This is a genomic window from Streptomyces sp. NBC_00376 (genome assembly GCF_036077095.1).
Lineage (GTDB): Bacteria > Actinomycetota > Actinomycetes > Streptomycetales > Streptomycetaceae > Streptomyces.
In genome coordinates this window covers 3,292,303-3,304,028 of the sequence record NZ_CP107960.1, presented here as the reverse complement: position 1 = coordinate 3,304,028, position 11,726 = coordinate 3,292,303, and the positions used below count along the sequence as shown (strand labels likewise).

Genomic DNA, 11,726 nt, shown 5'->3' with positions numbered 1-11,726 from the left:
GGCGGGTGCGGCAGGTTCCGCATCCGCGCTGACGTGCGGCGATGAATTCGGGGTCGGGGTAGCCGGAAGGTGTATCGGTAACCCTCCGCAGTTGTACAGAAGTTGACGATTTTCGATTTGGTCCGATTTAGCACCGGGGCGTTACGCGGGCGCCTCGCACACGTTGTCGGACTGGCCTCCGAAAAGTGTTCTCTGCCAGGTAAGACGTGGATAAAGTGCTGAGGCAGAACCGCGGAGCAGGAGCGATTGCGGCCGACGTCATGACCGGCGTCCGGCCGGAGCCGAAACGGGGAACAGCGTGCCGACCGCAATAGCAGTGACCAGTGCTGACTTGGTACTACCTCCGACCGATCAGCAGACGCCGACAGCCGCCCTGTTGCAGGCTCCGGATGCCCAGGCTCTGGAGATGGCCATCGGTGACATGCACGTGCTGCTCGAACAGCACGGGTACGTCGTCGCCGTCTATCCGACCGGCATCTCGCCCGCCCACGAGCGTCGGCTCTACTCCGTCCGCTCGGTCCTGGAGAGCGATCGCATCGCCCTGGTGAAGACGGACCTGCCGCCGCTCGGTGTGGCCGTACTCGTGAGGCAGCTGCGCCAGTTGTCCATCTGTGACTTCAGCCCCGGAGTGGTAGCCTCCGCCGCCCGGCTGCTGGCGCACTACATCCACGCGGGCGCGCTGCTCCACTCCGTCACCAAGTTCGACCGGGTCCCGGTCGACCTCAGGACCCATGCCAAGTCCTGGGTGCCCGGCTCGCAGTTCGCCGTGGTCGCGGGACCCGAACCACAGCTCGTCAAGGTCGGTCCGAAGGCGGAACTCCCGACCGGCCCCGAATTCGCCACTCATCTGATGACCGCCAAGGGGCAGTCCCAGTCCGAGTGGGTGAAGGAGGCCCTCGCGCCCGCGTGGAAGGTCCAGTCCATTCACGAGGCCGCACTTCCGTCCGGTTCCCCCGCATGGTGGGGAACCGGGAAGCTGGTGGAATTCGCCGCCTATCTGCCAGACATCTCCGTCCTGTACCAACTGGTGGCCTCGGTGCGCCGGGAGAACTGCCACTGGTGCGGAATGGAACTCATCGGTGACCGCTGCGGGTTCTGCTCCTCCCCGCTACCCGCAGCGGAGAACCGTAAGCACCCAGCCGGTGTCCTCAGCCATGGAGCGCTCGCACCACCGCAGTCCTAGAACGACCGCAGTCCTGGTACCACCGCAGTCCCAGCGCTTCCGCTTTCCTCCGTAGACGCCCTTCCGTCCGCTGCCCCACGCATCCGAATTGAACGAGGTTGTCCGGCCTATGAACTCCCGTCAGCGCCGCGGCGTGATACTCCTGCTTTTGTCGGTTCTGTGCGCCTTCGGCGCCTTCGCCGGCGTGCTCTCGGTGATCAGCGACGTCAATTCCAAGGTCGGGCCGGAGGTCTCGGCCTACCAGCTGAAGTCCGATGTAGCCCCCTATACCGCCCTGTCCTCCGGACAGTTCGAGAAGATCTCGATGCCCAAGCGCTGGCTCTCCTCCAACGCGGTGACGGACCTCTCCGAGGTCAACGGCAAGATCGCCGTCACCCAGCTGCGCAAGGGCTCGCTGCTCCAGTCCGACATGATGCAGCGCCGGCCCGAGCTGCAGCCCGGGGAGCAGGAGATCGCCATCATGATCGACGCCGCGACGGGGGTCGCGGGCAAGATCACCCCCGGTGCCACCGTCAACATTTACGCCACTTTCGAAGGCGAGAACGATGGCGCCCCGTCCCAGTCGAAGGTCATCGTGTCCAACGCCAAGGTGCTGGACGTCGGCAAGCTGACCGCCCTGGAGCCCAGCAACGACGGCAAGTCCAACATGGGCACCGAGGCCGTCCCGATCACTTTCGCGCTCAACACGCTCGACACCCAGCGCATCGCCTACGCCGAGTCCTTCGCGGCGCACGTACGCCTCGCGCTCCTCGCCTCCGGCAGCGACAGCACCATCCGTCCGGGCGACCGCACCTACACGCTCGACAAGGACAAGTGAGGATCGAATGACCACGAGGATCCTCCCGGCCGTCGGTGACGTCGACGCGGCCAGATCCGTCACCACCCTGCTCAGCCAGCTCCCCGAGGCGGAGCCGGCCACTCCGGTCAGCGATTCGACCCAGCTCATCGACACTCTCGCCCGCCTTGCGGGCGAGTCGCTCGACGATCTGCCCGAGGTCGTGCTGGTCCACGAGCGGATCGGTCCGGTGCCGGCACTGGAACTGATCCGGGAGGTCTCCCTGCGCTTCCCCGCCATCGGGGTCGTGCTGATTACCGCCGATGTCACCCCCGGTCTGTTCTCGTCCGCGATGGAGTCGGGTGCACGTGGTGTCGTCACCCTCCCCCTCAGCTACGAGGAATTGGCCAACAGGGTTCAATCCGCGGCCCAGTGGTCCGTCGGAGTCCGCCGCCACCTGACCTCCGGGACCGATGTCTTCACCGGTCCCGGCGGTACGGTCATCACCGTCAGCGGTGCCAAGGGCGGTGTGGGCGCCACTGTCACCGCCGTGCAGATCGCCCTGGCGGCGCAGGCATCCGGGCGCAACGTGGCCCTGGTCGACCTGGACCTCCAGACCGGCGACATCGGCTCGTACCTCGATGTGCAGTTTCGGCGTTCCATCGTCGACCTGTCGACGATCACCGACATATCGCCGCGCGTCCTGTCCGACGCCGTGTTCAGCCACAGCACCGGCCTGGCGCTGCTGCTGGCCCCCAGCGAGGGCGAGAGCGCCGAGGAGGTCAGTGACCGTTCGGCCCGGCAGATCGTCAGCGCCCTGCGCTCGCGCTACGAGGTCGTGGTGATCGACTGCGGCAGCCAGCTCCAGGGGGCCAGCGCGGCGGCCATCGAGATGGCCGACACGGCGCTGCTGGTCACCACACCCGATGTGATCGCGGTGCGCGGTGCGAAGCGGGTCGTACGGATGTGGGACCGGCTCCAGATCCGCAAGGCCGAGGAGACGGTCACTCTTGTCAACCGCTTCATCCGCAACACCGAGATCCAGCCGCAGCTGATCGAGAAGATCACCGGGACCACGACGGCCAACACCGCGGTCCCGGCGAACTTCAAGGAACTCCAGGCCGTCGTCGATGCGGGCCGGCTGCACGAACTCGACTCCAAGAGCACGGTCAAACAGGCCCTCTGGGCCCTTGCGGGCGAGCTCGGCATCGTCAAGGTTCCTGAGAAGGCGGAAAAGAGCGGCGCGAAGGCCATCGCGAAGTTCAAGAACGACCGAGGCTCGATCGGCCGCCGGCGCGACCGCGACGGCGACTCCCGGAACCGGAAGACGACCTAGGGGGCAAGTTGACCAATGGCACTTACCGAGACGAGAGACACGGAGATACGGGGAAGGCGTTGCGGTGACGTTTCCCCGGTGCGGGGCGGGATGCGCACCCGTCTCCTCGGCCGGGGACGCGACCGCGGCCAGACCGCGATCGAGTTCCTGGGCGTCACACCGCTGATCATCCTGCTGCTGATCGCGCTCTGGCAGTGCGCGCTGATCGGCTACACGTTCTCCCTGGCGGGGAACTCGGCGGACCAGGCGGCACACAAGGGCGCCATCGCGCAGGGTACGCGCGGACAGGCGTGCCGGGACGCGGCCAAGGAGGACCTGCCGAAGGTCTGGCGCGAGTCGATGAAGCGGACGAAGTGCGAAAGCTCGGGCGCGCTGTACAAGGCCACGGTGAAGCTTCGGGTTCCGGTCCTGGTACCCGGAGTACTCAACTGGCCGATGACGATCGAGGGCAACGCCGCGTCGCCGCTGGAGGCCGAGCGATGAGCATGCGCGTACACACACCGGGCCGGAAGGCCGCCGCGACCCGCCGGGACCGTGGCCAGGTCGCCATCGAGTACATGGGCTTCATTCCGCTGCTGCTCCTGGTGGGCCTCTTCGCGATTCAGCTGGGGGTCGCCGCGTACGCCGCCAACCAGGCGGGCACCGGTGCCCGTGCGGCCGCGCGTACCGCCACCCAGGACGTGCCGCGCGGGGACTCGGAGCGGGCGGGGCGCGACGCGATGAGCGACTGGCTCGGCAGCTACAAGAACTCGAAGTTCAGTAGCGACGACGGGACCGGCGAAGTGACGTACACCACTCGCGTGAGGATCCCCTCCGTTGTGCCCGGAATCGACGACTGGGGTTGGGCCAGTCGCAGTTCCACCATGCCGCGAGGGTGAGCAGGGCCCGCATTGCACAACTGGAGCACCACGAGCAAGTCTGAGCGAGGAGTTACGCAATGAGTCTGCGGGCACGCATGACCGCCCCCGAGAAGAACGGCGGGGCGCGGGAGGACAGCCACATGGTGGCCACCTACCGCGCCAAGCTGCTCGAAGAGATCGACCTGGCCGAGATGTCGTCGCTCGCCGCCGCAGACCGGCGAGCGCGGCTGGAGCGTGTGCTCAGCCACATCATCAGCCGCGAAGGGCCGGTCCTCTCGACCGTCGAACGCACCCAGCTGATCCGCAGGGTCGTCGACGAGGCCCTCGGGCTCGGCATTCTGGAACCGCTCCTTGAAGACGCGTCCATCACCGAAATCATGGTGAACGGACCGGACCAGATCTTCGTCGAGCGCAGCGGCAAGGTCGAGAAGCTGCCCATGCGATTCAGTTCGCACGAGCAGCTGATGCAGACCATCGAACGCATCGTGTCGACGGTCAACCGCCGCGTCGACGAGTCAAACCCCATGGTTGACGCGCGTCTACCCAGTGGTGAGCGTGTCAACGTCATCATCCCGCCCCTGTCGCTGACTGGTGCGACGCTCACCATCCGACGGTTCCCCAGAGCCTTCACGCTCCAGGAAATGATCAATGTCGGCTCGCTCGACGAGCAGATGCTGATCCTGCTGTCCGGACTTGTCCAGGCCAAGCTCAACATCATCGTTTCCGGCGCCACCGGCACCGGGAAGACGACGCTCCTCAACGCGCTCTCCGGCCTCATCCCCGACAGGGAGCGCATTGTCACCATCGAGGACTCCGCCGAGCTCCAGCTCCAGCAGAGCCACGTCATCCGGCTGGAGTCCCGGCCGGCGAACGTGGAGGGGAAGGGCCAGATCTCCATCCGTGACCTGGTCCGTAACTCCCTGCGTATGCGCCCCGACCGCATCGTCGTCGGTGAGGTCCGTGGTGGCGAATCGCTCGACATGCTCCAGGCGATGTCGACCGGTCACGACGGCTCGCTCGCCACGGTTCACGCCAACAACGCCGAGGACGCGCTCATGCGTCTGCAGACTCTGGCCTCGATGTCCGAGATCGAGATCCCGTTCGAGGCACTGCACGACCAGATCAACAGCGCTGTCGATGTCATCGTCCAGCTCACCAGGCACGCCGACGGTTCGCGCAAGATCACCGAGATCGCCGTCCTCGACTCGCACGGTCGCGACCCCTATCGCATCGTGTCCGTCGCCCGGTTCAACGCACAGCCGATGGACGCCGAAGGGCGGATCAACGGCGAATTCCAGTACCTCCCGATTCCGCGCAAGATCGCCGAGCGCCTCTACATGGCCAGCCAGCCCATCCCGCAGGCCTTCGGGGTTGCCGATTCCGCCGAACAGCTCGCCACCCGAGAGGCCAACTAGGTACCGTGCCATGACGAATCTCCCTTTTCTCACCATCGGCGTCACGCTGCTCGCCGGCGTCACGGGCGTCGCGGGCCTGCACGCCTACTCCGGTGGCAAGGCCGACCGGGATGCCCTGGTAGACCGTCTTTCGCACACCGGTCATATTCCGGAGGCCGGCCGACGCCGTCGATTCCGGTCGCTGGACAGCCGACTGCGGAGGACCGGCCTGGGCCGGAAGCTCGAACTGAAACTGGCTGCCACGGGCCTCGAGATCACTCCGGGCGAGTTCTTCGTCTATGCGGTCGTCGCCCTGGCCGGGCTCTGGATGATCGCTTCGTCCATGCTCGCCAGCTTCTTCGGACCGGTCGCAGCCCTCATCGGCCTCTGGGGCACCAACGCCTTCCTGAACTGGCAACGGACCAAGCGCACCGAGCACTTCATCAACCAGCTTCCCGAGCTCGCCCGCATCCTCGCCAACGCCACCCAGGCCGGCCTCGCGCTGCGTACGTCCATCGGTATGGCGGCCGACGAACTGGAGGACCCGGCGGGCGAGGAACTGGCCCGGGTCGCCCGTCGCCTCGCCGTCGGTGAATCCCTCGAGGACGCGATGAGCGAACTCACCGACCGCCTGCCCTCCCGCGAACTCGTTGTCCTCGTCACCACTCTCGTCCTGTCCAACCGGGCCGGCGGTACGGTCGTCAGCTCGCTGCGCAACCTCACCGAGACGCTGGAGGAGCGCAAGGAGACCCGACGCGAGGTCAAGACCCAACTCTCCCAGGTGACGGTCACGGCCTATGCCGTTCCCGCTTTCGGCCTGGGGGCCATGCTCCTGATGAACGCGGTCATGCCCGGCGCCCTCGACCGTATGACCGGTGCACTCATCGGCCAGGTCGCGGTGATCGTCTCCCTTGCCCTGTACGCGATCGGATTCCTCGTGATCCGACGCCTGTCCAAGATCGATGTCTGATGGGCGGCGCGCACATGGATCTGCTGTTGGCGGGCGTCATAGGACTCGCGGTCTTCGGAGCCATCGCGGGTGTCCGCATGTACCGGGCCGATGCGAAGCTCCCCGGTGACCTCGCGATCGCTCTGGAAGTCGGCTCGACCCGTACCAGTGCGGTCGGCTCCGGTATCGACCGTCTCGGCATGCGCTGGGCCCCCGCGGTCCTGCGGATGATGGGCGCCAAGGCCGTCAACAAGAAGCGCCGCCAGATCGACATGGCGGGCAACCCGGGCGGTCTGACCATCGACCGCTACGCTGCCCGCCGAGCGGTCTACGGCGGACTCGGTCTGCTCGGCGCTTTCTCAATGATCATCCGCGGGCAGATCTTCCTCTCCCTGGTACTGATCGCGTTCGGACTGTTCTGGGTCGAGGTCGGCATCTGGTCCGCGGTCCGCATCCGCCGTGACCACATCGACCGGACGCTTCCGGACTTCCTCGACGTGCTCGCCGTCGTGGTCTCCGCCGGCCTCGGCTTCCGGCAGGCCCTGGCCCGGGTCGCCGACAAGTACGAGGGGCCCTGGGCGGACGAGCTCCGTATCACCCTGCGCCAGATGGACATGGGTGTCAGCCGCCGTGAGGCGTTCGAGCAGTTGCGCAAGCGCAATGACTCGGAGCAGGTCGCGATGTTCGTGACCACGCTCCAGCAGGGCGAGGAGCTCGGTGCGCCGATCGTCGAGACCCTGATTCAGATCGCCAACGACATGCGGCGCACCGACGCCCAGAACGCCCGCCGGAAGGCGGCCAGGGCCGTTCCCAAGGCGACCTTCGCGGTCACCACGTTCCTTCTCCCTGGAACGCTGGTCATGCTGACGGTCGGATTCGTCTACGGGGTCAACGTCGACTTCAGCACCCTCATGGGCGGATGACGTGAACCAGGCGGACGGTGGGCAGAACCGCCGTGGGGAGGTGACAGGCTCATGGCGTTTCAACTCGGCAGCATCCAGACCGGACTGAATGCGCAGGTACGTCAGGCGATCGCCGATCCCGGCTCACGCCCGGCGTTCGCGATCCAGCTCAACGCGCTCCAGGCGATGTGCCGCCAGGTCTTCGGATTCCGGCTCGCCATGATCGCCATGGCCACACCGTTCGCCATCGATCACGCTGCCTCGGGCCTGGCTACATGGCTGATCGGCTCGGCCATCCTCGTCACCTTCATGGGCAGCTACGTCCTGTTCCGCGACTGGGAACGCTTCGGTCCGGTTCTGCTGCGCCACCCCTGGCTGCTCGGCATCGACGCCTTCTTCGGCGCCCTGCTGCTGATCACCGCCTCACCGGAATCCACTCTCGCCTACGTCACCGTGTGTACCCCGATGCTGGCCGGGCTGGTGCACGGCTGGCGGGGCGCCGCGATCTTCGCGGCACTCCAGACGGCGATCGTCCTCGGTGTGTACGGGACCGATCCGAGACTGGAAGCCGCCAACGCAACGGCGTTCCTCCTTCCGGGCTTCTGTGTGATAGCCGGAGCGGTGGGAGTCACGCTGCGGAACCTTCTTCTCCGCTTCGGTACCGCCAGCCAGGCGCTCACCGAGACCAAGGCGCGGCTCGCTGTCAGCGAGGCGGTGGAGGGCGAACGCGCGCGCCTCGCCCGGGAAATGCACGACTCGGTGGCCAAGACCCTGCACGGTCTGGCACTGGCGGCCGACGGACTGGCGGTGTCCTCCGACCGGATGGACCCACTCACCGTCAAGCACCAGGCCGAGCTGGTCGCCCGCGCTGCCCGCCGGGCCGCCGCCGAATCCCGTGAACTGCTCTCCGACCTCCGCCGCGAGTCCGGACTGGACGGAGGCGTGGACGTGACACGCGAGCTCCGGGCCCGTGCAGAGGACTTCACCCGACGCCACGGCCTCACCGCCACCTTCCGGCTGCTCAACGACGCCCCGATCCCGCACGTCCCCCAGGTCGTCGCCCGCCAACTGCTCACCATCGCCTCCGAGGCGATGGAGAACGCCCACCGCCACGCACAACCCACCTACCTCGTCGTACTCGCAGGCGTGAAGGGCGACGTCCTGCGCGTCAGCGTGTACGACGACGGGCGCGGCCTGCCCCCGGGCACGACGCTCGACGACCTCCGTCACGCCGGGCACTTCGGCCTGGTCGGAATGGTCGAGCGTGCCGCTTCCATCGGCGCCCGCATCCGTATCGGAAAGGGAAAGGCGACCAAGGGCACCGAGGTCCGCCTGGAACTCCCGATCGCAGCTCTCCTCGCCACTGCCGGCGCGGAGCAGCCCGACTGAACCGCTCCGTTTTCACCCTCACCCCCCATAGACCCTTGAGAGGAGGTCGCAGATGCCGGACGACGTCTCCCGTGTGTCGGGCCAGAACTGGGCCGCTCAGAACCACGCGTCCCAGCACACGTCCTCGCACGTCACCCCGCTCAACTCGGAGCCCAGCTCCAACGCGTTCCCCGTCCCTCAGCAGTCCGCGGCATCCGGGCCCATGCCTCCCTTCCCCGCAGCGGCGCCCATGGCCGTTCCCAACGCCCTGCGGGTCGTCGTCGCCGACGACAACCCCGTGGTCCGGGCCGGCCTCGGCGTCCTGCTCTCCGGCCGCGACGACATCGAGGTCGTCGCGGAGGCCGCGGACGGCCGCCAGGCCTACGACATGGCCGTCCAGCACCGTCCGGACGTCGTCCTGCTGGACGTCCGGATGCCCGGCGTCGACGGCATCTCCGCGCTGCCGCACCTCGCACAGGTTGCGCCCGTCATGATGCTGACCTACAGCCGCGAGAACGAGATCGTCCACGAGGCACTGCGCCTGGGCGCGAGCGGCTATCTGGTCCACGGCGAGTTCACGGCCGACCAACTGGTGCAGGCCGTGCGCGACACGAAGGACGGCCGTGCCCATTTCACCGCCACCGCGGCCAACGCCCTCCTCGCCCACATGCGTCAGGGCCCGGGGGCACAGTCACGACCGCTTCCGGAAGGGCTCGGCACGGCTCTGACCACGGGGGTTCCCTACCAGGGGCCCGGCTACGACGGACACCCCCCGAGTTCCGTTCAGCAACACGGTGCGCCTGCACACGCGCCCAAGCCCGAACCGTCTCCACCTGCGCCGCGCCCCGTCCGGTCATCACAGGGTCTTTCGCATCTGCAACCAGTTGTGGCACAGTCTTCCATGGCCGAGGAGCCGGGCGCGAAGCCCAACAGGCCACAGTACGGGCTGAGTTCACGGGAGGTGGAGGTCATGGAGCTGATCGCGTCCGGCATGAGCAATCAGCAGATCGCTGCCACCTGCTTCATCAGCGAGAAGACGGTCAAGAACCACATCAACCGCATCTTCACCAAGCTGCACAGCGCGAGTCGCAGCGAGGCCATCGCCCGCTGGCTCGGCACGGCCCCCTCCACGGGCAGTGGGGTTCGCGAGGTCGGTGGTCGCCGTGGCTGAGCGCGAGAGTTCGAACGGGAGTGTGGCCACGACGGGACATGGGCCCTTCCGGTGCGCATCGAGGGAAGAGGCCCAACTGATGCTTTGGGCCCGGGAATGGGCCCTGGGACCCTCCGGCGAGCGTGGCGCGTCGCCGTATGTTTCTCATGTCGCCAGCGGCACCGGCCAGGAGGAAGCCGGTACCGCAGGCGGCACCCAAGAAACGTGCGAGTCGGCCGGCTACCGGTCGGCCGAACCCGGAGGGGAACACCATGTCGGACATCACCCTGAAGACCGCCGTTCGGATCAACGGCTGGGCCAACACCGCTGTGAGCCGCATCCAGAAGCGCTACGAGAACATGGACCGCGGCCAGACGGCGTTCGAGTACCTGGGCATCATCCTGGTGGTCGTGGCGATCATCGGCGCGATCGCGGCCTCGGGTATCGGTGGCTCGATCTCGGGCAAGATCTCCAAGCTGGTGGACCAGATCAAGGCCGGCTAATGACCGCGAAACTTCGCGGCGAGGCAGGGCAGGCTTTCCCCATCTACGTTGTGATGGTGGCGGGTCTGCTCTTCCTCGCGTTTGCCTTCTTTACCGTCGGCAAGGCCTCGGCCTTGCGCAATGGGGCCCAGGGGGCAGCGGATGCTGCCGCACTCGCTGCCGCCCAGGAATCCCGCGAGCTGTTCGAGGCTCCGTTCCTCGCTTCACTTCCCGAGAGCATGTTGGACATGTTCCTGCAGGTGCACCCGGTTCTGGGTTGTCCTGCGGCCCACGCAATGGCCGCAGAGAACGACGCGAAGCTCACCCCGCCCGGATGCGTCGCTACGCCCGGCGGCGAGCGGGACAAGATCAGGGTTGATGTCAAGACCCTCAAGCCCGTGGGTGCGTCTGTGGTTCCTGGCATGAAGCGGAAGTTTGCCAAGGGACACGCCACTGCTGTCATCGAGTGGCGCTGCCCCAGGTGGAGGTCCGTCGACTACAACGACGATACCGTCCAGGACATGTACTTCTTCTCGTGCAGGGGAGGAGAGATGCTCGCAATCAGTCCGAGCAGCCCCCCGCCCTGGGAGCAGGTGAGCAAGATTCTCTTTGACGTGCACCTGGTCGACAGTTGACAGTGAACGACGAGTAAAGGAATCAGAAGCGATGAGCATTCGGCGCTCCATCAAGTCCCGGAGGGTAGTGGCAGCCGTCTCGATGACGGCGGCACTGGCCCTGGCCGTCACCGGCTGCGGTGCCGAGGACGGCGGAGGGACAAAGGACACCGGTTCGCCGTCTTCCCCCACGTCCCCGAAGTCCTCCGACGAGGACAAGGGAACGAAGCAGGAGGACACCGCAGCCGGGGAGAACGTGGACCCGAATGTGAAGCTCGCCGAGGCCAAGGGCGAAAAGGACATGCTCTTGGTCGTCAATCAGGTGGAGAGGGACTCCGGTGGGTTCGTCACGGTCCAGGGTGAGCTGAAGAATCAGGGTGACGTCGCCGTCAACCCGTCCGTATGGGCCGGAAACGAAAACGCGATCGTCACCAACAACCTCAACTCCGTCGGTGGCGCGACACTCGTGGACAAGGCGGGCAAGAAGCGCTACTACATCCTTCGGGACACTGACGGGCGCTGCCTCTGCACGACGGGGATGTCTGCGGTTCAGCCCGGAAAGTCGGTGCCGGTATTCATGCAGTTCCCGGCGCCGCCGGCCGCGACTACCGAGGTCGACTTCAATCTGCCGACCTTCGCCACCACGTCGCTGAAGATTTCTGGGTGACTGGCGATATGACATACACCTACATGAGGCGTGGCCCGATTCAACT

The 11,726-nt window shown here is 66.7% G+C and carries 13 protein-coding genes; all 13 read left to right on the top strand.

Going from position 1 to position 11,726, the window contains the following annotated elements; genetic code table 11:
* Window positions 1-316: 316 nt before the first annotated feature.
* Window positions 317-1,183, top strand: a complete 867-nt coding sequence (locus OG842_RS14630; protein ID WP_328512246.1) for a hypothetical protein — start codon at window positions 317-319, stop codon at window positions 1,181-1,183.
* A gap of 109 nt (window positions 1,184-1,292) precedes the next feature.
* Window positions 1,293-2,000 carry a Flp pilus assembly protein CpaB gene (gene cpaB / locus OG842_RS14625; protein ID WP_328512245.1) on the top strand — a complete coding sequence of 236 codons (708 nt, stop codon included), beginning with the start codon at window positions 1,293-1,295 and terminating at the stop codon, window positions 1,998-2,000.
* Window positions 2,001-2,007: 7 nt separating this feature from the next.
* On the top strand, window positions 2,008-3,294 hold the full coding sequence (locus tag OG842_RS14620) for an AAA family ATPase (RefSeq protein ID WP_328512244.1): 1,287 nt from the start codon (window positions 2,008-2,010) through the stop codon (window positions 3,292-3,294).
* Window positions 3,295-3,384: 90 nt separating this feature from the next.
* The gene (locus tag OG842_RS14615) at window positions 3,385-3,777 is read left to right on the top strand and encodes a TadE/TadG family type IV pilus assembly protein (RefSeq protein ID WP_328512243.1); all 393 of its coding nucleotides are present in this window, start codon (window positions 3,385-3,387) and stop codon (window positions 3,775-3,777) included.
* Entirely contained in the window at window positions 3,774-4,172 is a 399-nt protein-coding gene (locus tag OG842_RS14610; RefSeq protein WP_328512242.1) for a TadE family protein, read from the top strand. The genes OG842_RS14615 and OG842_RS14610 overlap by 4 nt, the downstream gene beginning before the upstream one ends.
* A gap of 59 nt (window positions 4,173-4,231) precedes the next feature.
* Window positions 4,232-5,569, top strand: coding sequence for a CpaF family protein (locus tag OG842_RS14605; RefSeq protein WP_328512241.1), 1,338 nt, complete (start codon window positions 4,232-4,234; stop codon window positions 5,567-5,569).
* A gap of 10 nt (window positions 5,570-5,579) precedes the next feature.
* On the top strand, window positions 5,580-6,518 hold the full coding sequence (locus OG842_RS14600; protein ID WP_328512240.1) for a type II secretion system F family protein: 939 nt from the start codon (window positions 5,580-5,582) through the stop codon (window positions 6,516-6,518).
* Between the two features lie 14 nt (window positions 6,519-6,532).
* Window positions 6,533-7,420 carry a DUF5936 domain-containing protein gene (locus OG842_RS14595; protein ID WP_328512658.1) on the top strand — a complete coding sequence of 296 codons (888 nt, stop codon included), beginning with the start codon at window positions 6,533-6,535 and terminating at the stop codon, window positions 7,418-7,420.
* Window positions 7,421-7,471: 51 nt separating this feature from the next.
* Entirely contained in the window at window positions 7,472-8,788 is a 1,317-nt protein-coding gene (locus OG842_RS14590) for a sensor histidine kinase (protein WP_328512239.1), read from the top strand.
* Window positions 8,789-8,840: 52 nt separating this feature from the next.
* Window positions 8,841-9,938: a response regulator transcription factor gene (locus OG842_RS14585; protein WP_328512238.1), complete on the top strand. Its 1,098-nt coding sequence runs from the start codon at window positions 8,841-8,843 to the stop codon at window positions 9,936-9,938.
* A 251-nt stretch (window positions 9,939-10,189) separates the two neighbouring features.
* Window positions 10,190-10,420, top strand: a complete 231-nt coding sequence (locus OG842_RS14580; RefSeq protein ID WP_072484032.1) for a Flp family type IVb pilin — start codon at window positions 10,190-10,192, stop codon at window positions 10,418-10,420.
* Window positions 10,420-11,034, top strand: coding sequence for a pilus assembly protein TadG-related protein (locus tag OG842_RS14575; RefSeq protein ID WP_328512237.1), 615 nt, complete (start codon window positions 10,420-10,422; stop codon window positions 11,032-11,034). The genes OG842_RS14580 and OG842_RS14575 overlap by 1 nt, the downstream gene beginning before the upstream one ends.
* Window positions 11,035-11,065: 31 nt before the next feature.
* Window positions 11,066-11,680, top strand: a complete 615-nt coding sequence (locus OG842_RS14570; protein ID WP_328512236.1) for a hypothetical protein — start codon at window positions 11,066-11,068, stop codon at window positions 11,678-11,680.
* Window positions 11,681-11,726: the final 46 nt, after the last annotated feature.

Bases quoted from the DNA above. Each gene is read 5' to 3' on its own strand.
- OG842_RS14575 (WP_328512237.1), top strand. From the start codon at position 10,420: ATGACCGCGAAACTTCGCGGCGAGGCAGGGCAGGCTTTCCCCATCTAC.
- OG842_RS14610 (WP_328512242.1), top strand. From the start codon at position 3,774: ATGAGCATGCGCGTACACACACCGGGCCGGAAGGCCGCCGCGACCCGC.
- OG842_RS14595 (WP_328512658.1), top strand. From the start codon at position 6,533: ATGGATCTGCTGTTGGCGGGCGTCATAGGACTCGCGGTCTTCGGAGCC.
- OG842_RS14585 (WP_328512238.1), top strand. From the start codon at position 8,841: ATGCCGGACGACGTCTCCCGTGTGTCGGGCCAGAACTGGGCCGCTCAG.
- OG842_RS14580 (WP_072484032.1), top strand. From the start codon at position 10,190: ATGTCGGACATCACCCTGAAGACCGCCGTTCGGATCAACGGCTGGGCC.
- OG842_RS14600 (WP_328512240.1), top strand. From the start codon at position 5,580: ATGACGAATCTCCCTTTTCTCACCATCGGCGTCACGCTGCTCGCCGGC.
- OG842_RS14605 (WP_328512241.1), top strand. From the start codon at position 4,232: ATGAGTCTGCGGGCACGCATGACCGCCCCCGAGAAGAACGGCGGGGCG.
- OG842_RS14615 (WP_328512243.1), top strand. From the start codon at position 3,385: ATGCGCACCCGTCTCCTCGGCCGGGGACGCGACCGCGGCCAGACCGCG.
- cpaB (WP_328512245.1), top strand. From the start codon at position 1,293: ATGAACTCCCGTCAGCGCCGCGGCGTGATACTCCTGCTTTTGTCGGTT.
- OG842_RS14620 (WP_328512244.1), top strand. From the start codon at position 2,008: ATGACCACGAGGATCCTCCCGGCCGTCGGTGACGTCGACGCGGCCAGA.
- OG842_RS14590 (WP_328512239.1), top strand. From the start codon at position 7,472: ATGGCGTTTCAACTCGGCAGCATCCAGACCGGACTGAATGCGCAGGTA.
- OG842_RS14570 (WP_328512236.1), top strand. From the start codon at position 11,066: ATGAGCATTCGGCGCTCCATCAAGTCCCGGAGGGTAGTGGCAGCCGTC.